34 protein-coding genes and 1 rRNA gene are annotated in these 21719 nt (G+C 50.4%); 3 read left to right on the forward strand and 32 right to left on the reverse strand.

The genetic code is table 11. The annotated features are described in order from the left end of the window. From D3P08_RS24500 to D3P08_RS24510, 3 genes are all read right to left on the reverse strand, one after another. Positions 1 to 265, reverse strand: a 16S ribosomal RNA gene (locus tag D3P08_RS24500); the annotation flags it as partial. Between the two features lie 252 nt (positions 266 to 517). Next, positions 518 to 742 carry a hypothetical protein gene (locus D3P08_RS24505; RefSeq protein ID WP_119602770.1) on the reverse strand — a complete coding sequence of 75 codons (225 nt, stop codon included), beginning with the start codon at positions 740 to 742 and terminating at the stop codon, positions 518 to 520. Positions 743 to 873: 131 nt separating this feature from the next. Then, positions 874 to 1494 carry a stage II sporulation protein M gene (locus D3P08_RS24510; RefSeq protein ID WP_119602771.1) on the reverse strand — a complete coding sequence of 207 codons (621 nt, stop codon included), beginning with the start codon at positions 1492 to 1494 and terminating at the stop codon, positions 874 to 876. 155 nt (positions 1495 to 1649) lie between these two features. Between D3P08_RS24510 and pdaB the strand changes: the two genes are divergently transcribed. Continuing rightward, positions 1650 to 2450 carry a polysaccharide deacetylase family sporulation protein PdaB gene (gene pdaB / locus D3P08_RS24515; protein ID WP_119602772.1) on the forward strand — a complete coding sequence of 267 codons (801 nt, stop codon included), beginning with the start codon at positions 1650 to 1652 and terminating at the stop codon, positions 2448 to 2450. A 3-nt stretch (positions 2451 to 2453) separates the two neighbouring features. Here pdaB and D3P08_RS24520 read toward each other — a convergent pair whose 3' ends face one another. Then, positions 2454 to 3077, reverse strand: coding sequence for a KinB-signaling pathway activation protein (locus D3P08_RS24520; protein ID WP_240647738.1), 624 nt, complete (start codon positions 3075 to 3077; stop codon positions 2454 to 2456). A gap of 226 nt (positions 3078 to 3303) precedes the next feature. Here D3P08_RS24520 and gerD point away from each other — a divergent pair, with 226 nt between their 5' ends. Further along, complete coding sequence (gene gerD, locus D3P08_RS24525; RefSeq protein WP_162848593.1) at positions 3304 to 3990, forward strand: spore germination lipoprotein GerD; 687 nt, start codon at positions 3304 to 3306, stop codon at positions 3988 to 3990. A 108-nt stretch (positions 3991 to 4098) separates the two neighbouring features. On the opposite strand, the gene D3P08_RS24530 is transcribed toward gerD, so the two are convergent. The 6 genes from D3P08_RS24530 to rplM form a co-directional block, all read right to left on the reverse strand. Next, positions 4099 to 5172 carry an Mrp/NBP35 family ATP-binding protein gene (locus D3P08_RS24530; protein ID WP_119602773.1) on the reverse strand — a complete coding sequence of 358 codons (1074 nt, stop codon included), beginning with the start codon at positions 5170 to 5172 and terminating at the stop codon, positions 4099 to 4101. 105 nt (positions 5173 to 5277) lie between these two features. Then, positions 5278 to 6072 carry an N-acetylmuramoyl-L-alanine amidase CwlD gene (gene cwlD, locus D3P08_RS24535; protein ID WP_119602774.1) on the reverse strand — a complete coding sequence of 265 codons (795 nt, stop codon included), beginning with the start codon at positions 6070 to 6072 and terminating at the stop codon, positions 5278 to 5280. Positions 6073 to 6212: 140 nt separating this feature from the next. Next, entirely contained in the window at positions 6213 to 7379 is a 1167-nt protein-coding gene (sat, locus tag D3P08_RS24540; RefSeq protein WP_119602775.1) for a sulfate adenylyltransferase, read from the reverse strand. A gap of 33 nt (positions 7380 to 7412) precedes the next feature. Beyond that, positions 7413 to 8108, reverse strand: coding sequence for a phosphoadenylyl-sulfate reductase (locus tag D3P08_RS24545; RefSeq protein WP_119602776.1), 696 nt, complete (start codon positions 8106 to 8108; stop codon positions 7413 to 7415). 229 nt (positions 8109 to 8337) lie between these two features. After that, positions 8338 to 8730 carry a 30S ribosomal protein S9 gene (gene rpsI / locus D3P08_RS24550; protein ID WP_028609625.1) on the reverse strand — a complete coding sequence of 131 codons (393 nt, stop codon included), beginning with the start codon at positions 8728 to 8730 and terminating at the stop codon, positions 8338 to 8340. 20 nt (positions 8731 to 8750) lie between these two features. Next, positions 8751 to 9188: a 50S ribosomal protein L13 gene (gene rplM / locus D3P08_RS24555; RefSeq protein ID WP_119602777.1), complete on the reverse strand. Its 438-nt coding sequence runs from the start codon at positions 9186 to 9188 to the stop codon at positions 8751 to 8753. Positions 9189 to 9530: 342 nt separating this feature from the next. On the opposite strand from rplM, the gene D3P08_RS24560 reads away from it, so the two are divergent. After that, complete coding sequence (locus D3P08_RS24560; RefSeq protein WP_119602778.1) at positions 9531 to 10502, forward strand: DUF4097 family beta strand repeat-containing protein; 972 nt, start codon at positions 9531 to 9533, stop codon at positions 10500 to 10502. Between the two features lie 63 nt (positions 10503 to 10565). Here D3P08_RS24560 and truA read toward each other — a convergent pair whose 3' ends face one another. The 22 genes from truA to rpsQ form a co-directional block, all read right to left on the reverse strand. After that, positions 10566 to 11351 (reverse strand): tRNA pseudouridine(38-40) synthase TruA, encoded by a 786-nt coding sequence (gene truA / locus D3P08_RS24565; protein ID WP_119602779.1) that lies wholly within the window; start codon positions 11349 to 11351, stop codon positions 10566 to 10568. Positions 11352 to 11455: 104 nt separating this feature from the next. Then, on the reverse strand, positions 11456 to 11821 hold the full coding sequence (gene rplQ / locus D3P08_RS24570) for a 50S ribosomal protein L17 (RefSeq protein WP_119602780.1): 366 nt from the start codon (positions 11819 to 11821) through the stop codon (positions 11456 to 11458). 47 nt (positions 11822 to 11868) lie between these two features. Then, positions 11869 to 12813 (reverse strand): DNA-directed RNA polymerase subunit alpha, encoded by a 945-nt coding sequence (locus D3P08_RS24575; RefSeq protein WP_119602781.1) that lies wholly within the window; start codon positions 12811 to 12813, stop codon positions 11869 to 11871. A 124-nt stretch (positions 12814 to 12937) separates the two neighbouring features. Continuing rightward, on the reverse strand, positions 12938 to 13333 hold the full coding sequence (gene rpsK / locus D3P08_RS24580; RefSeq protein ID WP_116050217.1) for a 30S ribosomal protein S11: 396 nt from the start codon (positions 13331 to 13333) through the stop codon (positions 12938 to 12940). A 19-nt stretch (positions 13334 to 13352) separates the two neighbouring features. Continuing rightward, entirely contained in the window at positions 13353 to 13721 is a 369-nt protein-coding gene (gene rpsM, locus D3P08_RS24585) for a 30S ribosomal protein S13 (RefSeq protein ID WP_119602782.1), read from the reverse strand. 19 nt (positions 13722 to 13740) lie between these two features. Continuing rightward, positions 13741 to 13854, reverse strand: coding sequence for a 50S ribosomal protein L36 (gene rpmJ, locus D3P08_RS24590; RefSeq protein WP_003333770.1), 114 nt, complete (start codon positions 13852 to 13854; stop codon positions 13741 to 13743). Positions 13855 to 13900: 46 nt separating this feature from the next. Next, positions 13901 to 14116, reverse strand: coding sequence for a translation initiation factor IF-1 (gene infA / locus D3P08_RS24595; protein ID WP_015847200.1), 216 nt, complete (start codon positions 14114 to 14116; stop codon positions 13901 to 13903). A 3-nt stretch (positions 14117 to 14119) separates the two neighbouring features. Next, a complete protein-coding gene (locus D3P08_RS24600) occupies positions 14120 to 14401 on the reverse strand; it encodes a KOW domain-containing RNA-binding protein (protein WP_119602783.1) in 282 nt (93 codons plus the stop codon). 2 nt (positions 14402 to 14403) lie between these two features. Then, positions 14404 to 15168 carry a type I methionyl aminopeptidase gene (map, locus tag D3P08_RS24605; protein ID WP_119602784.1) on the reverse strand — a complete coding sequence of 255 codons (765 nt, stop codon included), beginning with the start codon at positions 15166 to 15168 and terminating at the stop codon, positions 14404 to 14406. Further along, on the reverse strand, positions 15168 to 15818 hold the full coding sequence (locus D3P08_RS24610; RefSeq protein ID WP_119602857.1) for an adenylate kinase: 651 nt from the start codon (positions 15816 to 15818) through the stop codon (positions 15168 to 15170). The genes map and D3P08_RS24610 overlap by 1 nt, the downstream gene beginning before the upstream one ends. Before the next feature lie 87 nt (positions 15819 to 15905). Continuing rightward, a complete protein-coding gene (gene secY, locus D3P08_RS24615) occupies positions 15906 to 17207 on the reverse strand; it encodes a preprotein translocase subunit SecY (protein WP_119602785.1) in 1302 nt (433 codons plus the stop codon). Beyond that, positions 17208 to 17648, reverse strand: coding sequence for a 50S ribosomal protein L15 (gene rplO, locus D3P08_RS24620; protein ID WP_119602786.1), 441 nt, complete (start codon positions 17646 to 17648; stop codon positions 17208 to 17210). Between the two features lie 45 nt (positions 17649 to 17693). Continuing rightward, positions 17694 to 17873: a 50S ribosomal protein L30 gene (gene rpmD, locus D3P08_RS24625; RefSeq protein ID WP_119602787.1), complete on the reverse strand. Its 180-nt coding sequence runs from the start codon at positions 17871 to 17873 to the stop codon at positions 17694 to 17696. Between the two features lie 13 nt (positions 17874 to 17886). After that, positions 17887 to 18384, reverse strand: coding sequence for a 30S ribosomal protein S5 (gene rpsE, locus D3P08_RS24630; protein WP_119602788.1), 498 nt, complete (start codon positions 18382 to 18384; stop codon positions 17887 to 17889). A gap of 24 nt (positions 18385 to 18408) precedes the next feature. After that, positions 18409 to 18777: a 50S ribosomal protein L18 gene (gene rplR / locus D3P08_RS24635; protein ID WP_119602789.1), complete on the reverse strand. Its 369-nt coding sequence runs from the start codon at positions 18775 to 18777 to the stop codon at positions 18409 to 18411. 61 nt (positions 18778 to 18838) lie between these two features. Beyond that, a complete protein-coding gene (rplF, locus tag D3P08_RS24640; protein ID WP_119602790.1) occupies positions 18839 to 19381 on the reverse strand; it encodes a 50S ribosomal protein L6 in 543 nt (180 codons plus the stop codon). A 31-nt stretch (positions 19382 to 19412) separates the two neighbouring features. Beyond that, a complete protein-coding gene (rpsH, locus tag D3P08_RS24645; RefSeq protein ID WP_119602791.1) occupies positions 19413 to 19811 on the reverse strand; it encodes a 30S ribosomal protein S8 in 399 nt (132 codons plus the stop codon). Positions 19812 to 19844: 33 nt separating this feature from the next. Then, on the reverse strand, positions 19845 to 20030 hold the full coding sequence (locus D3P08_RS24650; RefSeq protein WP_013312154.1) for a type Z 30S ribosomal protein S14: 186 nt from the start codon (positions 20028 to 20030) through the stop codon (positions 19845 to 19847). A gap of 26 nt (positions 20031 to 20056) precedes the next feature. Continuing rightward, a complete protein-coding gene (gene rplE, locus D3P08_RS24655) occupies positions 20057 to 20599 on the reverse strand; it encodes a 50S ribosomal protein L5 (protein WP_119602792.1) in 543 nt (180 codons plus the stop codon). A gap of 31 nt (positions 20600 to 20630) precedes the next feature. Then, positions 20631 to 20984, reverse strand: a complete 354-nt coding sequence (rplX, locus tag D3P08_RS24660; RefSeq protein WP_119602793.1) for a 50S ribosomal protein L24 — start codon at positions 20982 to 20984, stop codon at positions 20631 to 20633. Between the two features lie 50 nt (positions 20985 to 21034). Then, positions 21035 to 21403, reverse strand: coding sequence for a 50S ribosomal protein L14 (gene rplN / locus D3P08_RS24665; protein WP_087570318.1), 369 nt, complete (start codon positions 21401 to 21403; stop codon positions 21035 to 21037). A gap of 48 nt (positions 21404 to 21451) precedes the next feature. Continuing rightward, positions 21452 to 21715, reverse strand: coding sequence for a 30S ribosomal protein S17 (rpsQ, locus tag D3P08_RS24670; protein ID WP_119602794.1), 264 nt, complete (start codon positions 21713 to 21715; stop codon positions 21452 to 21454). Positions 21716 to 21719 lie beyond the last annotated feature (4 nt).

Consider the following 21719-nt stretch of genomic DNA (forward strand, 5'->3'; position numbering starts at 1 on the left):
TTACCTCACCAACTAGCTAATGCGCCGCAGGTCCATCTGTAAGCGACAGATTGCTCCGTCTTTCCCGAGTCGGCCATGCGACCAACTCGCGTATCCGGTATTAGCATTCGTTTCCGAATGTTATCCCAGTCTTACAGGCAGGTTACCTACGTGTTACTCACCCGTCCGCCGCTAAGTTATCCCCGAAGGAATAACTCCGCTCGACTTGCATGTATTAGGCACGCCGCCAGCGTTCGTCCTGAGCCAGGATCAAACTCTCCAGAAAAGTGTTTGATTGCTCATTACGTTTGTTGCTTGAAGCTTTTCGCATCGGCTAAAGCCGAGTACGAAAACTTCTTATATCTATTAACTCGTTACCGAATTAACAGGGCAGTTTCGCTCGTTGTTCAGTTTTCAAAGAACAATCTCTTTTCTTTCGTGTCGCCCGTGTCTCAGCGGCGACTTTTATAATATATCACAGGGGCCCATTTGAATGCAACCCCTATTTTTAATTTTTTTGATTTCTCTTTCATATAACCTAGGAACGGTATGTACGAACATTTAGCGCGTAGCGCGAGAGCTCTTTCGGAGATGCGATTCTGGCATACATGCGGAAGATGATTTTGTATCTTCTTGTAATCGCGCTTTTGATGTCGCCATCTAATCTGGAGTCGTTAAGATCGAGCAGCATTTCATCGAGTTCTTTGCGAAGGACGTAATCGAGTTCTTTGCATTCCTTGTCATTGAATAGTATTCCGAGCATAGCTGTTTGCGGCCTCCTTTGGATGTATGGTGCGTATGGACCGTCGTGAGACGTACAAAAAAGCGGCTCCTTCGCTAATGCGTTTGGACGCCGCCTTACTGTTATGCTCAAATTATGGAAAGATTATTACACTATTTTAACAACCAAGTTGTTATTGTGCTTTCAATGACGGATGCAATCAACAGCGCTACGGTCAAAATGACGATCATCGGCACGGTTCGAATCGCAAAATGCTCGATCTCCTTCCCGATACCGCCCAGCTTCCCCCGAGCAAAAACCAAGCTTCCCGACGCACGGAACACAAGACCTCCAAACTTCAAGCCGTAAGCGCAAGCAAAAATAATCGCCGGAATTTCAATGATGCCATGCGGAAGCAGTCCCTTTACGATAATCTCCCACACGGGCAAAGCGTCCGGAGAAGTGGAGTTCGATGCAGCTTCAAGGAGATATCCAATGACCATGCCGTTCGTGACAATAAAGAAAAACGGAATGACTCCGTAAAAGGCGCCCAGATACATAATCAAGATGGACTTTATCGCGTTGTTTAGAAATATAACAAGCATCATGAGCAGCGTATTGTTTCCGACCATGTCCACTAGCTGCCCCAGCCCTTCTAATTGTCCGTTAAGGAACGAATGAAAGCTGGTATTGGTACCGCCCACAACAATACTTGCAAAAAACAAAATAAACGAAAAGCTAATATATCCCCGCATCTCTTTAAAATGCTGAATGATCGCGCTTGGCTTGAACAAATGAACACCCCCGCAGCATAGGCTTCAATCAAAGATTGCTCTTATTTTTAAAAGAGAACGAATATCTCCGGTGTACGAGCATAGATTGTACTACAAACGCAAAATGTTAAACGCCCTCCTTGCGGGGCGAAGAAAAGAGAGGAGCGCTTTTCACCATGAACATGTTCTACGTCATGAACGGCAAAAAGCTGAAAAGGTACTTTTTTATTATGATCGCGTTGGTCTTCTCCATTGGCATTATCTATTCCGAACGGGACAACATCACGGTATTTGCGCCTCAACAGCCTGCCGCCATCTATAGCGTTCCAACCGATAAGAAGGTTGTCGCGCTGACGTTCGATATTAGCTGGGGGGACAAGCGTGCCGAGCCTATTCTGGAAGTGCTGAAGGAAAAGAACATCAAGCAAGCCACCTTCTTCTTATCCTCTCCATGGAGCCAAGCCCATCCTGACCTCGTGAAAAAGATTCAAGATGCGGGCTACGAAATCGGCAGCCATGGACACAAGCACGACTTCTACAGCAAACTTAGCGATGAAGAGATCCGCAAGCAGATTCAGACGGCGCATACGATTTTGTCCGATATAACGGGCAAACAGCCGAATCTGATCCGCCTCCCTAACGGCGACTTCGACAAAAGAGTTCTGCGCATCGCCGAGGAGCTGCAGTACAAAGTCATTCAATGGGACACCGATTCCATGGATTGGATGAATATCGGCACGGACAAAATTATTAACCGCGTCGTCTCCCGCACGCACCCTGGCGATATTATACTGATGCATGCCAGCGATACGGTCACGCAAACCCATGAAGCTTTGCCGGCCATTATCGATCAGCTTCGCGCCGATGGCTACGAGTTCGTCAGCGTCACGCAGCTGATTACGCAAACCGAAACGGAAGGCAGCGCCGTGCAGGATAAGCAATCGATGTCGCCAGAATCCGCCGTTTCACTTCAATAGATACTAACCAGCCGATTTCGCGGGCACAGACGCGGAGTCGGTTGTTTCTTTTTTGAGCAGACGGTGCATCATCATATTCTGGTATGCATTACAAATAAACAACGGGAACATCATAAAGACGATAGCCGCAATATTCGTCTCCCCTTGCAGAGCCGGCCAAGCCTCGATAAAGGTAATGACGAACATTAAAAACATTGTCGGCACAAAGGCGCTTTTGTTCGTCTGCTTCACTTTCAGCCAGGATACCCCCAAGGATGCGATGAGCGTAATGAGCGGCAGCACCCAGAAAAACCAATCGTTCGTGCGGTCTTCAAACAACACGTATCCGAGCATAAATACAGCAAACAAGGTTGTGTAGCCCTGAAGGGTGTTCCATAAATATTTTTTGCGGAACACGCTAAGCGCAATATAGTTTAAAGTCAGATACGCAAAAAAGCCCATCTGGCTGAAGGCTCCGATCATAAGCCCCGAGATTCCCATCATTAGCGCATTAAAGCCTGTCGCCTCAAACCCAAGAAAACCAAATTCTTGATCGGTCAACAGCATGATCGAACCGATAACGACGCAAACCAGCATCCCTACCGCCATCGTACTCCAAAATAAAAAGAACCATTTGCGTAAGTTCACGTTTATCCTCCTCCAATGTTTGCGGACGCAAACATCCTTCGTAAGCAGCTTTTAGCCATTCCCTTTATTTTACCACGATCACATCAAAAAGCTAATGCCCGTCCATGATAAAACGGTGAACAATGCACATAATAACTAACAATCCAGCGCTAAGTCCGGCGCAATTTCGCGCAGGGCGCTAGCCTCCACACTGCCAAGCATTGACATAGAAGGGAGCAAGCAGGACATGCGCATTCGATGGGCTTTATCCTCATCTCTTATAGCGTTCACTTTGGTCTTAACAAGCTGCGGCGGAACTACACAGGCGAGCACGCAGCAGCTCAGCTATAAGGATGTCAAGTCGATGGTTATTGATATTCTAAAGACGGAAGACGCTCAAAAGGCGCTGCAGGAATCGTCACAGCAACTCTCCGGATATAGCACGCAGCAGTCTAAGCTGCTGTCCGTTCAGGATCAAGAAGAAGTTCGTCTTGCGGTAAAAGATGTCATCAGCTCGCCCGAATACGACAAAGTCATTAAAAAGCTGATGACGGACACGCGTTTTGCCGGCGAATTCGCGAAATCGGTCATGAAGGAAAATAAAGACATTCACAAAGAATTGATCAAGGATCCTTCTTACCAGCAGGAGTTGGTTAAAACGCTGCAAAACCCGGAGATGGAGAAAATGATTCTCCAGGTATTAAAAAGCGCTCAATACCGTAAAGAGGTAATGTCGCTGATGCAGGAGTCTATGCAGAACCCTCTCTTCCGTCTGGAAGTGCTGGATCTCATGAAGAAAGCCGTTCAAGAGGAGCTTACAACGAAGCCAGATGAAAAAGTGAAGTCCCAAGAAGAAGGTCAAGGCGGCAGTGAAGGCGGAGACAGCGGCGGCGAAGATGGCAGCGGCGGGGGAGAAGGCGGCGGCGAGCAGTAATTCCTGAAGAAAAAGAAGCCCATGCGGTTGGAAGCAAGGCTCCGGAAGGAGCGGCTCCCAACTGCATGGGCTTTATCATGGAATGAAATGGATTAAAGATTCGGAGCCTTAACGTTCGCAGCGCGCCATAACGCTCTCCGCAAGCTCCAGGTATAGCGCGCCTGTCTCCGTATCGGCTTTATATACCGACGGCGAGAAGTCAGGCTCCGACGGATGATTATCCGGCGCGCCAAGCGGGATTTGCGCCAGCAGGTCGCAATGCAGCGTCTCCGCCAGCTTGCCTCCTCCCCCTCTGCCGAACACGTATTCCTTCTCCCCTGATTTGGATACGAAGTAAGACATGTTTTCCACAACGCCGATAATTTCATGCTCGGTTTTGATCGCCATCGCGCCTGCGCGGGCAGCGACGAATGCGGCAGTTGCATGTGGCGTCGTCACGATAATCTCCTTGCTTTGCGGGATGATCTGATGCACGTCGAGCGCAACGTCACCTGTTCCCGGCGGCAAGTCGAGGAGCATGTAGTCGAGCTCGCCCCACTCGATTTCTTGGAAGAAGTTGCGCAGCATCTTGCCGAGCATCGGACCGCGCCATACGATCGGGCTGTTGTCTTCGACGAAAAAGCCCATTGAAATCACTTTGACGCCGAAGCGTTCTATCGGGATGACGCGCTCGTTCACGACGACCGGGCGCTCCTCGATGCCCATCATATCGGGCACGCTGAAGCCGTAGATGTCCGCGTCGATGATGCCGACGCGCTTGCCTTTACGGGCCAAGGCGACCGCCAGATTGACGGTCACCGTGGACTTGCCGACGCCGCCTTTGCCGCTGGCGACGGCGATAAAGGTTGTCCCGCTGCCGGGTCCGAGCAGCGGGCTGGCCAGGCCGGCCCCGTGCCCTTGTACGGGGCCGCTCGCGCCTCCGGCGGGCGCAGCCTGCGCGCCGCCCGCCGGAGGCGCCGCCTCGTCCCGAAACCGGCAATGCACGGTTTCGACGCCGAGCGGCGCCAGCGCCTCGCGAAGCGAGGCCTCGAGCGCGGGCTGGCGCTCCGCGCTCGCTCCCAGAACCGTCAGCGATACTTGACGGTTCCTCACCATGACGTCGCGGAAGCTGATGCCTTCCGCGCTGTATCCGGAGGCCATCGCCGTTTCGATGGCCTGTACTGCTTGCTCGCGTGTCAACATAATATGTGTCCCACCTTTATGGAATAAAAGAGCTTATGCTATCTATTATAGCACAGGAAGTCCCAAAATCATGAAGGCCCGCTCTTCTCCCCGCAATGTGCTCCTTTACTTGCCGTTCTGAAGCTCGATCTGCTCCTGCGCGCTGCCGCTCAGCTTCTCTCCCGAAGAATAGCGAAGAATGCCCTGATAGATCGAAGCCGCCACCTTGCGCTGGTAGTCCGAATCGACCAGACGCTGCGCCTCGCCGGGATTCGATAAGAAACCAACCTCAACAAGCGCCGTCGGCACATCCTTGATCGCTTTCATCAAATAGACATCCTTCTTGGTTGAGGCGATCCGCGTCGTGTTCTCCAAATTGCGCTTAATTTCATCCTGGATGAAATGAGCCAGCAGCTTGTTATCCGGATGGTTCGACGGATGGTAGAACGTCTGCGCGCCCGACCACCTCTCCTGCGGAATACTGTTCATATGAATGCTGACGACGATGTTAGCTCCGCTTTCATTGATCAGCTTCGCTCTGCGGATCAAATCCTCTGTTTTCCGTTTGCTGTAGGCGTTGGCATCTCCCGAAGCGAGATCGTAATCGCCTTCCCGGGTCATAATGACCGTCGCTCCCGCCTGCTGCAAATAATCCCGTAAAAAAATCGCGATCGCCAGATTCAGGTCCTTCTCTATGACGCCGCTTTTACTGACGGCTCCCCCATCGGCTCCGCCATGACCTGCGTCAATAGCGATCGTTTTGCCTGACAGCGGCAGCGTCCAATACGACCAGGTGCCTGTTGTCGGCATCGTCTGCCGCAGCAGCAGTCCGGTCAATACAAGAACAAGCATGGCCACCGCTATTCGAAGCATTCCCTTGTAGGTCATCCATACTACGAAATGCCGCTTCAGTCGGCGCATCAAAAAAACCACCTCGTCTTCCATATCGATGAGTGCTCGCTTCCGAAGGCTGTATCCGTGGGATAAGCCTTATGCGTACATTCATGTATATGGGACAAGATGGTTATTTATGTGCTTTGCAGCTATTCAAAAAATGATCCTTAACCGACCGGCTGTTCCGTCATGCCTTCGATCAAAATTTTCGCAACCTCTGGACGCGAAAACTCCGGCGGAGGGCAAATGCCGTCGCGAAGCATGCCGCGGACCTTTGTTCCGGAAAGCGTTAAATGCGCCGACTTGTCATGCGGACAGGTCTTGGTCGTTGCCATGTTGCCGCAAGTCGTGCAGTAGAAGCTGTGCTCGAAATACAGCGGCGTAATGCCGAGATCTTCAGCCGGAATCGACTTCAGCAATTCCTGCGCTTCATACGTGCCGTAATAATCGCCGACGCCCGCATGGTCGCGGCCTACGATGAAATGGGTACATCCATAGTTTTTGCGAACAAGCGCATGGAAAATCGCTTCGCGAGGACCCGCGTAACGCATAGCCGCCGGGAACACGCCCAGGAATACACGGTCCGCCGGATAATAGTTCTCCAGCAGCGCCAGGTAGCTCTTCATGCGCACGTTAGCCGGTACGTCGTCGGACTTTGTTTCGCCGACCAGCGGGTTCAGGAACAAAGCGTCCACGATTTCCATTGCCGTTTTCTGAATGTATTCATGCGCGCGGTGAACCGGGTTGCGCGTCTGGAAGCCAACCACCGTCTTCCAGCCTTTCTCCGCAAAGATACGGCGCGTTTCAGCAGGGTCGAAATAAAACTCCTGGAACTTCTCCGGCTGCGGACGGTTCAGAACGGTAATCGAACCGCCAACATAGGTGGACGGACGCTCAAGAAGCTTCTGTACGCCCGGATGCGCGAGATCATCGGTCTTAAACACGTTTACCGCTTCTACCTTTTGATCCACGGAGTAAATGCTTTCTACGTTAATAACGCCATACGTTACGCCGTCTTCGCCGATAAGCGCCGCGCGTTCGCCAACCTTCAGCTTGGATACCGTCTCTTCTTGAACAGCCAACGTAATCGGAATGCTCCATACGAGACCGTTCGCCAGTCTTGTATGATGAACGACGGACTTGTAGTCCTCTTCGTTCAGGAATCCAGTCAGCGGGGAAAAAGCGCCAACGCCGATTAAATCCAGGTCCGAAATCGTCCACGTGTTAATCGTGATAGGAGTAAGACTTTTGGCTTCTTGAAGAAGCGATTCGCGCTCTGCGCCTTCGGCGATCCGGTTAACCAGTACGCCGCCATGAGGTAGAATCTGACTCATAATCGTTTAAATCCTCCTAAATGTATGGCTTTCTTATTTATGCAATCCGCACTCCGTTTTCTCTTGGCCAGACCAGCGTCCAGCGCGAGGGTCTTCGCCCGGCATTACTTGACGCGTGCAGTGCTCACAGCCGATGCTTGGGTAGTTGTTGTCATGCAGCGGATTATAGACGACGTTGTTCTCACGGATGTAATTCCACACGTCTTCACTTGTCCAGCTTGCGATCGGATTGAATTTCACGAGACCAAACTTCACGTCATATTCGATCTTCTTCGCGTTCGCGCGAGTAGGCGCTTGGTCGCGGCGAATGCCTGTAATCCAAGCCTCATACTTCGAAAGGATCTTAGTCAGCGGTTGAACTTTCCGGATATCGCAGCATTTGTTCGCGTCGGATTTCCACAGTTCTTCGCCATATTGTGCAGCCTGCTCTTCCGGAGTGATTTCCGGCTTTACTTCTACGAATGGAATGCCAGGGTAACGCTCAGCCAGGCGGTCGCGCGTCTCGTACGTTTCTTTGAAGTGGAAATCCGTATCCAGGTAGAAAATATCCGTCTTCGGGCTAATCTTCTGAAGCATGTCTACAAGAACAACATCCTCTGCGCCGAAGCTGCACGCAAATGTAATGTTCGGGAATGTTTCAACGGCAAAACGAATAATTTCTTCCGGTGTTGCGTTCTCGAGCTCAACTGCTTGCTTCGCGATTAAAGCTTCTTTTTCAAACAGATTCATGCGAATGACCTCCGTTATTAATTCCTAGTAATTTGCTCTGTATTAAAGATTATACGCTAGTGATGCCCTCAGTTCAATGATAACTTTTTCCCTTGATGATTTGTTTCATGAGGGCCATTATCCATTAAATGAAAAAAGGCATGGGCATGTTCCAGCATTCGTTCCCGCTTTGCGGTCAATACGCAAAAAACGCCTTCTCTGCTGAGCAGAAAAGGCGTTTGTTTGAATATTAACGTTTCGAGAACTGTGGAGCGCGACGAGCCGCTTTAAGACCGTATTTCTTACGTTCTTTCATACGCGGATCGCGAGTCAGGAAGCCTGCGCGCTTCAGAGCCGGACGGAACTCAGGGTCTGCTTTCAGCAGAGCGCGGGAGATACCGTGACGGATAGCGCCAGCTTGGCCGGACATACCGCCGCCGTTAGCGATAACGAGCACATCGTACTTGGACAATGTGTCAGTCAGGTTCAGCGGTTGTTTAACGATCAGTTTGAGTGTTTCCAAACCGAAATATTCATTCAAATCGCGTTTATTTACAATGATTCGTCCTTCACCCGGCACGAGACGTACACGCGCAACAGAGTGTTTACGACGACCGGTTCCATAGTATTGCACTTGAGCCATGAAACGTGTCCTCCTCTTTATTACCCGCGAAGCTCGTAGACTTCAGGGTTTTGGGCTTGATGTGGATGTTCCGCACCTGCGTAAACTTTCAACTTAAGCTTCATCTTGTTGCCAAGACGGTTCTTCGGCAACATGCCGTGTACAGCCATTTCAATTACGCGCTCTGGCTTGTTCTTGATCATCTCTTGTGCCGGAGTAACCTTCAGGCCACCTGGGTACAGGGAGTGACGGTAGTATTTCTTGTCAGCCATTTTGTTGCCTGTCAGTACGATTTTCTCAGCGTTGATCACGATTACGAAATCGCCGGTGTCAATATGTGGCGTGAATTGCGGCTTGTGCTTACCGCGAATCAAACTTGCAGCTTCGCTAGCCAGACGTCCGAGCGTTTTGCCTTCCGCATCGATGACGAACCATTTACGCTCAACTTCATTTGGCTTAGCCATATAGGTGGTACGCATGGATGATCCTCCTTAATTCGGTTAACATTAATCGTTTTTATAACAACGTTTCCGTTGGTTTGTTATACATTGTTGGATACTGCTTTTGCGGCCATTCTTAGTCGGGGCTGTGGGAGAGCCACTAAGAAAGCACAAGTTATATTCTACTATAAAGCCTAGAGAAGCGCAAGCTGTATTTCCCTTTTCGCTCCCTTTTTATTTCGAGCCGCCTCCTAGACCTAGGTCGGGTATCGCTCTACATCAACGGGCTGTTCCATCCATTTCCTCCCGCTGTTACAATGAGTCTATCACATATGCAGCCGGGCCTCGGCCCGACAGATACGATAGGAGAGAAATCGAAACATGAGACCAAGATCCGCTTTTGGCGTTTTCCTTGTCATTATCGGCCTAATCGGCTTATATTACGTCTTTACGAACGAAGGAAAGTCGCCGCTGGAAGCCGTAAAAAACTATTTCACTGCCGAAGTGTATGAACAGCAGACTGTCGACCTGAATGACATCTCGAATCTCGATGTCGAGTCAGGCAGCCTCGACGTCAGCTTTGTACCAGGCAGAGGCTCCGAAGCTGTGCTTACGCTTCAAGGCCGCGCATCCAAAAACGTAATTAAAAACATTGATTTTACAACAGAAAAAAATGACGACACCCTCTACGTTACTTTAATTGGAGAGCAGGGCTTTCAGTTCGGATTCAACTGGTCCAACATCAAATTGACGATTGAGCTTCCCGAACAGGCATGGAATGAATGGAATGTTCAGGTAGGCAGCGGCGACATCCGGATTGACGAACAACAATTCGCAAGCGCCGAGATTCAAGCCGATTCCGGCGATATCGAAGTGAATCGCATCACAGTAGACAATAGTCTCGTATTAAAAGTAGGCAGCGGCGACATCGAGCTAAACAATGTGACTAGCCATTCGCTTGAGCTTGAAACAGATAGCGGCGATATCGAGGCGGAGCGTTATGCCGCAGAACAAATCCGCTTCTCCGTCGGCAGCGGCGACGTTTCTTTCGAAGACGGCACTGGCGCCATATCGGGAGAAACAAGCTCCGGAGACATCTCTCTCCATGCCGATGATTTACTTTACGATACCGACTTAACGACAGGAAGCGGCAATGTCACCGTTTCGTTGAAGAATGATCCGGACTCCCTCGCGGTTACGTTTTCCGCGGGCTCGGGAGACGGCAAAATTCGCTTGGACGGTTTTAGCTACGAGAGAGGCTCTAACGGCGATGATGAAATCGCAGGCGCGTTCGGCGCAGGCGAGGTCAAGCTCAACGTGCAGACGGGCTCGGGCGATTTCGTCCTCAAATAATAAGCATTCAGAAACCGACGCTGATCGAGCGTCGGTTTTTCTATGAATGGTTAACCTCATACATTATTCATCATCGTCATGATCTGTGGCCTCCGCCGGCTCAACCGCCGCATCCCCATATTCCACATCAACAAGCGTCAATCCGTGCGGCATTGCCGTCGGACCGGCAAGCGATCTCGATTTGCCTTCAAGGATCAGCTTCATATCCTCAGGCTTTAGCTTTCCTTGGCCTACCCATAGCAACGTCCCCATAATGACCCGTACCATATTGTACAAGAAGCCATTTCCTGTAATGTACATATGGACGGCTTGTCCTTCTTTTTCGAAATAAGCTTCGTATACCGTGCGGATATGATGAGGCTTCGTCGAGTGAATCGATGTGTAAGAAGTGAAATCGTGCGTTCCGATTAGGTAGGACAGTCCTTCAGCCATGGCCTCTATGTTAAGCTTGGTCGGATGGTGGAACCGGTACGCTCTAGCGAAAACATCCGGAAACTTCCCGATATCAATCGAATAGCGATACGTCTTCCGCTTTGCGGACCGTCTGGAGTGGAAGGCATCCGGCACATCCCAGGCATCCCGAATGACGATATCCTTCGGCAGCCGCGTATTCAACGCGATTGCCCAACGCTCCGTCGGGATCGTCGATGCGGTATGGAAGTTGAACACCTGACCCATTGCGTGAACGCCAGCATCCGTACGGCCTGAACCAATGATCACGATAGGTTCTCCCGTTAAATGCTTGATCGCTTTCTCGATCTCATCCTGAACCGTTCTGCCCTTCGGCTGCGATTGAAAGCCGTTAAAGCCACTGCCGTCATAACTCACCTTCATGCAAATATTCCGCATGCCATTCCTCCTGCAATCTGCCGCTGAGAACACTCCGTGTACTCCGGCAGACTTTTCAACAAAAAAAAGGTGGCCTCGAGGGTCCACCCTTTCTATGTGTTGTCTTACGCGCGGTCAACCAGCTCAAGGTAAACCATAGGCGCGGAATCACCGCGACGAGGGCCCAGCTTCAGGATACGCGTGTATCCGCCTGCGCGCTCCGAGTAACGAGTAGCCAGCTCGGAGAACAGCTTTTGAATTGCGTCTTGCTCACCGTTTACGGATTCGCGACGCACGTAAGCTGCTACTTGACGACGAGCGTGAAGATCACCTTTCTTAGCCTTTGTGATCAGCTTTTCAGCGATGGAGCGAACCTCTTTCGCTTTAGCTTCAGTCGTTTGAATGCGCTCATACAGGAAAAGATCAGTAACGAGGTCACGGAACAATGCTTTCCGCGCGCTAGCGTCACGTCCTAGTTTTTGATATGCCATCTTGTTTTCCCCTCCCTTGCTCGTTTGTCTATCTGGTTGTCTCGGTTCTACTCTTCCATGCGAAGGCCAAGTCCCAGTTCTTCGAGCTTCTCTTGAACTTCCTCAAGCGACTTGCGGCCCAGGTTGCGGACCTTCATCATGTCCTCTTCGGATTTCGTAATCAGCTCTTGAACGGTATTGATGCCTGCGCGCTTCAAGCAGTTATATGAACGTACCGAAAGGTCCAGTTCTTCGATAGTCATCTCCAGAACCTTCTCTTTCTTGTCCTCTTCCTTCTCAACCATGATCTCCGCATCTTTGGCTTCATCCGTTAATCCAACGAACAAGTCCAAGTGCTCGGTCAATATTTTAGCGCCGAGGCTTACAGCCTCTTCTGGGCGAATACTGCCATCCGTCCAAACCTCAAGCGTCAGCTTGTCATAGTTCGTAACTTGGCCGACGCGTGTGTTTTCTACGCTGTAATTAACGCGAGTTATGGGCGTGTAGATCGAATCGACAGGAATTACGCCAATCGGCTGATCTTCGCTCTTGTTCCGGTCCGCTTGCACGTAACCGCGTCCCCGATTTGCAAAAATCCGCATATGGAGTCGCGCTCCGGAGGCCAAGGTCGCGATGTGAAGATCAGGGCTTAAAATCTCGACATCGCTATCAGCTCGAATATCGCCCGCTGTTACGTTGCCTTCGCCTTCCGCGTCAATTTCCAGTACCTTCTCTTCGTCGGAGTGGATTTTGAGCGACAGGCCTTTCAGGTTCAGAATGATCTCCGTTACGTCTTCAATCACTCCGGGAACCGTCGAAAACTCATGCAGCACGCCGTCGATTTGCACCGACGTAACAGCCGCACCAGGCAAAGACGACAACAGAATTCGGCGAAGCGAATTTCCCAGCGTCGTGCCGTATCCGCGTTCCAGCGGCTCGACCACGAAACGTCCGTAGGTTCCTTCATCATTCAGTTCTACGGTTTCGATTTTCGGCTTTTCGATCTCAATCACAATAGTACCCTCCTTCAAACGTCGCTCCGTTACCTAGTCGTTTTTATGTCAAATCTCGTAGTATGCCAAACCTTCACAACCATTATTCACAAGTTGTTGTTATTTGATACCACCAGAAATTCGACTATACGCGACGACGTTTTGGTGGGCGGCATCCGTTGTGCGGAACTGGCGTTACATCCTTAATAAGGTTAACTTCCAATCCTGCAGCTTGAAGCGAACGGATCGCGGCTTCACGGCCAGCGCCTGGTCCTTTAACCATAACCTCAACCGTTCTCATGCCGTGCTCCATTGCAGCTTTTGCAGCGGATTCAGCAGCCATTTGAGCGGCAAACGGGGTGCTTTTGCGGGAACCCTTGAAACCAAGGTTGCCGGAGCTAGCCCATGAAATTGCGTTACCGTGCGGGTCGGTGATCGTAACGATCGTGTTGTTGAACGTGGAGCGGATATGCGCCACGCCGCTGTCAATATTTTTCCGGTCGCGACGTTTCGTGCGAACGACTTTTTTTGGTTTAGCCATTGATCATTATCCTCCCTTCTTATTTCTTCTTGTTCGCTACAGTACGACGAGGACCTTTGCGCGTGCGAGCGTTAGTTTTCGTACGTTGACCGCGAACAGGAAGACCGCGACGGTGACGAAGACCACGGTAGCAGCCGATCTCAGTCAGACGTTTGATGTTAAGCGAAATTTCACGGCGAAGGTCGCCTTCCACTTTAACGTTTTTGTCGATAGCTTCGCGCAAACGAGCCAGCTCATCCTCCGTCAGATCGCGAACGCGAGTGTCCGGATTAACTCCTGTGGTAGCCAGGATTTTTTGAGAAGTCGTCTTGCCGATACCGAAAATATACGTCAGGGCGATTTCAACGCGCTTGTCGCGCGGAATATCTACACCAGCTATACGTGCCATGGGCTAATTTTCCCTCCTTTTATCCTTGTTTTTGTTTGTGTTTCGGATTTTCACAAATCACCATAACGTTGCCTTTGCGACGAATGACTTTGCATTTTTCGCAAATTGGCTTAACCGAAGGTCTAACCTTCATTGTGATTACCTCCCGAATCTTTCGTGGGCAAGCCGTAGGTCACGGCCTACTTCCGATAGGTGATGCGCCCTCTTGATAAATCATAAGGCGATAACTGAATGACCACTTTGTCTCCTGTCAGAATGCGGATAAAGTGCATTCTAAGCTTTCCGGAAACATGGGCGAGAATCTGATGACCGTTCTCCAGCTCCACCTTGAACATGGCATTAGGCAACGGCTCGATAACCGTTCCTTCGACCTCAATGACGTCTTCCTTAGCCAACCGTCATTCTCCTTTCGCATACGCAAACTTCTGAATCACATAACGCAACTTGGCATTGGTTACCCTGCCGGACTCTTGCAAGCTGCTTACGACCTCTTGACTAATGGCAGGCTGCAACTGAAGATGCAGAACGTTCTTTTTCTTTGGCGAATCGAATTTCCGCTTATCGCCGTCCGCGATCAGGACGAACCGTTCGTCGATGATAGCGATAATAACGGCATAGCTTTCTTCGTCTTTGCCTCGAAGCACTTTGACGAATTGACCAATCTCGGGCCGAGCATCCATCGTTAGCCCTCTGTCTGCTCAGGCAGTTTGGTCAAGATTTCAAAGCCGTCCTCTGTGACAGCTACCGTGTGCTCGAAGTGAGCGCACCAGGAGCCGTCTTGCGTTACGACTGTCCAATTGTCCTCGAGCGTCCGGACATACCGTTTCCCGATATTAACCATCGGCTCGATTGCAAGCACCATACCCGGCTTCAGCCGCGGTCCTCTGTCTGGTATACCGTAGTTCGGTATTTGCGGCTCTTCATGAAGCTCCGCGCCGATTCCGTGCCCTACGTATTCCCGAACGACCGAAAAGCCCGCCGCTTCGATCACCTTCTGGATGGCGTGCGATATTGTATAGAGTCTCACATCCGGCTTGACGAGCGCAAGACCCGCATATAACGATTCTTCCGTTACGTCGAGCAGCTTCTGCACTTCAGGCGTTACCGTTCCGACCGCGTAGGTCCAAGCGGAATCGCCGTGATAGCCTTCGTACTGCGCGCCGATATCGATGCTAATAATATCGCCTTCATTTAACTTGCGAGATCCAGGGAAGCCGTGCACCAGCTCGTCATTGACAGAAGCGCATATGCTGGAAGGAAATCCATTGTAACCTTTAAATGAAGGAGTCGCGCCTTGGCTTCTAATGTACTTGTCGGCAATTTCGTCAAGCTCACCTGTGGTGATGCCTGGCCGTACCGCCTGCGCCATTAGTCGGTGCGTTTCCGCAACGATGCGTCCGGCTTCCCTCATTAATCGCAGCTCCGATTCGGATTTGCAAATAATCATTACAACGTACCTTTCAAGCAGGAAACGATATCGGATGTCACGACATCAATATCTTTCTCGCCGTCGACTTCACGCAGGAGACCTTTCCCGCTGTAGTAATCAAGAAGCGGAGCTGTCTTGGACGTGTACTCATCCAGACGCGTGCCCACTTTCTCCTCTGTATCGTCGGAACGCTGATACAGCTCTCCGCCGTCTTTGTCGCAGACGCCTTCGACCTTCGGAGGATTGAATAATACATGGTAGGTCGTTCCGCAAGATTTGCAGATACGTCTGCCCGTCAAACGAGCAAGCAGCAATCCGCGGTCAACTTTCAAATTCACAACATGGTCGATGCTGCGGCCCAGCTCCGTCAGCATAACATCAAGCGCTTCGGCTTGCTGCAGCGTGCGAGGGAATCCGTCAAGCAAGAACCCTTTCTTGCAATCGTCCAGAGCGAGACGCTCCTTCACGATGCCGTTCGTAATTTCATCCGGAACAAGCAGACCTTGGTCTACATATTCCTTCGCTTTCAACCCAAGCGGCGTGCCTTGCTTCATCGCGAGACGGAAAGCGTCGCCGGTCGAAATATGCGGAATACCGAACTCTTCTACAATACGCTCGGCTTGCGTTCCCTTGCCGGCTCCCGGAGGGCCCATGAATAAAATGTTCATTACCGTGTTCCTCGCTTTAAACACAATAGGCTCGTTCGGGCCAAGCGCAAATCTCGAAGGCGCGCCAGCCCGCATTCGAACCTATTGTTATTTATTGATAAACCCTTTGTAATGGCGTTTGATCAACTGGCTCTCGATCTGCTTCATCGTGTCAAGCGCTACGCCGACTACGATGAGGAGGGAGGTGCCGCCAAGCTGCACTGTGCGCGGTAATCCAGCAAGCGCCCCGAAGAACACTGGAAGTACAGAGATGACCGCCAGGAAGATAGCGCCCGTAAGCGTGATCCGCGACATAACGCGAGTTAAGTAAGCGGAAGTCGGCTTGCCAGGACGAATGCCCGGAATGTATCCGCCATTCTTCTTCATCTGATCTGCCATTTGCACCGGATTAATTTGCACGAATGTGTAGAAGAACGTAAATCCGATAATCAGCAATACGTACAAGACCATACCAAGCGGTCTGTCATAGTTCATATTGTCGATAATCCAATTCGCCCAAGGCTTCCCTTGCCAGAAGTTCGCAATCGTAACAGGGAACATGATCAGCGATACCGCGAAGATAACCGGGATAACCCCTGCGCCGTTAACCTTCATCGGAATGTGAGTCGATTGTCCGCCGTACATTTTGCGTCCGACAACACGCTTCGCGTATTGAACCGGAATCTTGCGGATACCTTGCTGGATGAAAATAACCCCGACGATAATCGCGATGATCGCGATTACGATCAGAACCATTTTCGCGATGTTCAAGAACATTTGATCTTCAGCGCCTACGAATTGGGATTCGTAGATCGTGCGGATATGGCCAGGGATACCGGCAACAATCGCCGCGAAGATCAGAATGGAGATACCGTTGCCGATACCTCTTTCCGTAATTTGCTCGCCGAGCCACATCAAGAAAGCCGTACCGGCCGTCAGGATGATCGCAATCAGCAAGTAATCCGTGAAGTTAGCATTCGGAACAAATTGATAAGCGTACTGGCGGTTAAAGCCGATCGCTGTCGCGAAGCCTTGCACCAGACCCAAAATAATTGTACCGTAACGCGTCATTTGCGCAAGCTTGCGCTTGCCGTTCTCGCCTTCCTTCGCCCATTCCGCAAATTTAGGGATAACGTCCATCGATAACAGCTGCACGATAATGGAAGCTGTAATGTATGGCGTAATCCCGATCGCGAAGATGGAGAATTGGAAAAGCGCGCCGCCCGAGAACGTGTTCAGCAGGCCGAACAAGTCTGCGCCCGCCGAATCAATGCTCTCGAATACGGATTTGTCAACTCCCGGTACCGGAATGAAAGAGCCGATACGGTAGATGAGTAGAATGAGAAGCGTGAACAGGATCCTTGTACGCAGATCCGCCACCTTCCAAATGTTGGACACGGTTGTGAACAATTAGATCACCTCGGTTTTACCGCCGGCAGCCTGGATTTTCTCTACCGCAGATTGAGAGAACTTTTTCGCTTTTACAGTAAGCGCTACTTTCAATTCACCATTACCCAAGATCTTGATTCCTGCCAAAGGATTTTTTACAATACCTTGTTCAAGAAGAACCGCTGGTGTAACTTCAGTACCTGCTGCAAAGCCGTTAAGCTCTTCAATGTTGACAATCGCGTATTCCGTACGGAACGGGTTGTTGAAACCACGCTTCGGTACGCGACGGTACAATGGGTTTTGTCCGCCCTCGAAACCTGGACGAACGCCGCCGCCGGAGCGAGCGTTTTGACCTTTGTGACCTTTGCCTGCCGTTTTGCCGTTGCCGGAACCGATACCGCGACCTTTACGCTTAGGTGCTTGTGTCGAGCCCGGTGCTGGTGCTAACTCATGCAATTTCATCGTTCGTGCACCTCCTTATAGATTTCGTTAAAGTACGATCTATTCTTAAACTTCTTCGACTTTTACCAGGTGGTTAACCGCGTTAACCATACCGCGGATAGCCGGGCTGTCGTTAAGAACGACCGATTGACGAATTTTGCGAAGGCCGAGCGCTTCAACCGTTGCGCGTTGTTTCTCGTTGCGGCCGATCAAACTGCGAACGAGGGTGATTTGCAATTTTGCCATCGTATGTCCCTCCTTAACCTAACAGCTCTTCGACTGTTTTGCCGCGCAGCTTTGCAACATCTTCCGCGCGTTTCAGACGGGAAAGACCTTCAAGCGTTGCGTTAACCATGTTCAGGGAGTTCGAAGAACCAAGGGATTTCGTTAAAATGTCGCCTACGCCAGCCAGCTCAAGCACTGCGCGAACTGGACCGCCTGCGATAACACCTGTACCTTCAGATGCTGGCTTCAGAAGAACTTCACCAGCGCCGAAATGTCCAACGACCAGGTGAGGAATTGTCGTGTTAACGAGTGGTACGTGGATCAGGTTTTTCTTAGCGTCTTCAATACCTTTGCGAATCGCATCAGGTACTTCGCCCGCTTTACCGATCCCTGCGCCAACGTAGCCTTTACCGTCGCCGACCACTACGAGCGCGCTGAAGCTGAAACGGCGTCCGCCTTTAACAACTTTCGCTACGCGGTTGATGTGAACGACTTTTTCAGTCAGTTCTAACGTATTAGGATCTACACGCAAGTCATTTTACCTCCTTATTTGTTATTAGAAATTCAGGCCTGCTTCGCGTGCCGCTGTTGCCAGCGCCTGAATTCTGCCGTGATACAAGTAACCGCCGCGGTCGAATACCACTTCAGTTACGCCTTTTTCCACTGCGCGTTTAGCGATCAACTCGCCAACTTTCGCTGCCGCCTCAACGTTGCCGCCGTTGCCGATTTGTCCAGCCAGCTCTTTATCCTTAGTGGATGCCGAAGCCAGTGTTACACCTGCTACGTCGTCGATCAATTGAGCGTACATATGCTTGGAGGAACGGAATACAGACAGACGCGGACGTGCAGCTGTACCGTTGATTTTTTTACGAACACGAAGGTGTCTTTTCAGACGAGCCTTGTTCTTGTCGCCTTTTGTAATCATGCCAAGGTTCACTCCTTTCCTTATGCCTTAGGAAGCTATTGCAAGGAACGCTTCAGGTTCCTTATTTCTTCTTACCAGCTTTACCTTCTTTGCGAAGAATGCGCTCGCCTTCGTATTTGATACCTTTGCCTTTATACGGCTCTGGCTCACGTACGGAACGGATTTGAGCGGCAATAGCGCCTACGCGCTCTTTGTCGATACCGCGAACGGTAATCTTCGTGTTAGAAGGAACTTCGAACTCGATGTTCTGCTCTGGCGCGATCTCAACCGGGTGAGAGTAACCAACGTTCAGCACGATTTTGTCGCCGGATTTGCTTGCGCGGTAACCTACGCCTACCAGCTCCAGATTTCTCGTGAAGCCTTCAGTAACGCCTGTCACCATGTTCGCGATCAACGAACGAGTAGTTCCGTGCAAGGAACGATGCAATTTATTATCGGAAGGACGTTCCACTACGATTTCGTTCTCCGCAACGTTCACTTTGATATCCTTGTGGAACTCACGGGAAAGCGTACCTTTCGGTCCTTTAACTGTTACAACTGTGTTGTCCAAGGTAACGGTAACGCCGTTAGGCACTTGGATTGGTTTACGACCAATACGGGACATTGTTACACCTCCTGTCTTTCTGACTTATTTCTTACCAAACGTAGCAGACGACTTCGCCGCCGGATTTCACTTGGCGAGCTTCCTTGTCCGTCATGATGCCTTTGGACGTGGAGATAATCGCGATTCCAAGTCCGCCAAGCACGCGAGGAATTTCAGTCGCTTGCGTATATACGCGCAGACCTGGCTTCGAGATACGCTTCAAACCAGTGATAACGCGCTCTTGGTTAGGGCCGTATTTCAAGAAGATACGGATAATCCCTTGTTTGTTGTCCTCGATATATTCAGCATCGCGGATAAAGCCCTCGCGCTTCAAAATTTCAGCGATTTGCTTCTTCACTTTCGAAGCAGGCATTTCCACTGTTTCGTGACGAACGACATTCGCGTTGCGAATACGTGTCAACATATCTGCAATCGGATCAGACATAACCATTTCGTGTGAACCTCCTTCCCGAACTAGGCTTGATTACCAGCTTGCTTTTTTAACGCCAGGAATCTGGCCCTTGTATGCTAACTCGCGGAAACAAATCCGGCAAATTTTAAACTTTTGCAAAACAGAGTGCGGACGGCCGCAACGCTCACAGCGCGTATAAGCGCGCACTTTGAATTTCGGTGTGCGTTGTTGCTTCACTTTCATCGAAGTTTTTGCCACTGGGTATTACACCTCCTACTAGTGGATTACTTCGCAAACGGCATGCCCAATTGGGTCAGCAGCTCACGGGATTCTTCGTCCGTTTTTGCCGTCGTCACGATGACGATGTCCATACCACGAACTTTGTCAACTTTATCGTATTCGATCTCTGGGAAGATCAGCTGCTCTTTAAGGCCCAACGTGTAGTTCCCGCGTCCGTCGAATGCTTTAGTCGATACACCGCGGAAGTCGCGTACACGTGGAAGCGAGATGTTGAACAGCTTGTCAAGGAAGTGATACATGCGCTCGCCGCGCAGTGTAACCTTAACCCCAATCGGCATGTTCTCACGAAGCTTGAAGCCTGCGATCGACTTCTTCGCGCGAGTGACAACCGGTTTTTGACCGGAGATGATGCGCAGCTCTTCTACTGCAACATCGAGAATTTTGGAGTTGGAAACCGCTTCGCCAACACCCATGTTAATTACAACTTTCTCAATTTTCGGCACTTGCATAACCGAAGTATAGTTGAACTTCTGCATCAGCGCAGGAGTGATTTCATTAAGAAAGCGACTTTTCATTCTTGCTGTCATTGATCATGGACCTCCTTTCCTACCATAACGATTAGTCGATCTGTGCTCCGGATTTTTTAGCAATCCGAACTTTTTTACCGTTATCCAGCACTTTGTAACCGATACGAGTTACTCCGCCGCTCTTCGGATCTACGTGCATGACGTTCGACACGTGGATTGGAGCTTCTTGCTCGATAATTCCGCCTTGCGGGTTCGCTTGGGAAGGACGCGTGTGCTTCTTCACCATGTTTACACCCTCTACAAGAACGCGGTTTTCACGCGGATAAGCTGCGATGACGCGGCCTTTCTTGCCTTTGTCTTTACCGGAAATAACGATTACCGTATCGTCTTTTTTCACGTGCAGCTTATTGTTGTGGGATTCCAATACTTTTTTCAGCCTTGGCATTTGTTACACCTCCTGCTCGCTTAAGCTTTCAGGCTTTATATGGTTGTTCCTTAGATTACTTCTGGTGCAAGCGATACGATTTTCATGAAATCTTTATCGCGAAGCTCACGGGCAACTGGTCCGAAAATACGAGTACCGCGCGGGCTCTTATCTTCCTTCACGATTACCGCAGCATTCTCGTCGAATGCGATGTAGGAACCGTCTTTACGGCGTACGGAACGCTTCGTGCGAACGATAACCGCTTTAACTACGTCGCCCTTTTTGACAACGCCGCCTGGCGTTGCTTGTTTGACGGAGCAAACGATCAGATCGCCGATGTGACCTACGCGACGGCCAGTGCCGCCCAGGACGCGGATACACATCAATTCCTTAGCGCCGGAGTTGTCGGCAACTCTCAAACGTGTAAATGGTTGAATCATTGTAACGTCCTCCTTTCAGCAGAAAAGTGCTTGGTCGTTCTTACGCTATTAGAGAACAACAGCTTTCTCGACAACTTCAACGAGTCTGAAGCGCTTGTCTTTGGACAACGGACGAGTCTCCATGATTTTCACGGTATCGCCAATTTTCGCTGTGTTGTTTTCGTCATGCGCTTTGTATTTCTTCGTGTACTTGATGCGTTTATGGTACAAATCGTGTTTTTTGTACGTTTCGACTGCCACCACGATTGTTTTATCCATTTTGTCGCTTACGACTTTGCCGATCTGAACTTTGCGGGCATTGCGTTCGCTCATGTTC

The organism is Paenibacillus nanensis, from assembly GCF_003583765.1.
Lineage (GTDB): Bacteria > Bacillota > Bacilli > Paenibacillales > Paenibacillaceae > Pristimantibacillus > Pristimantibacillus nanensis.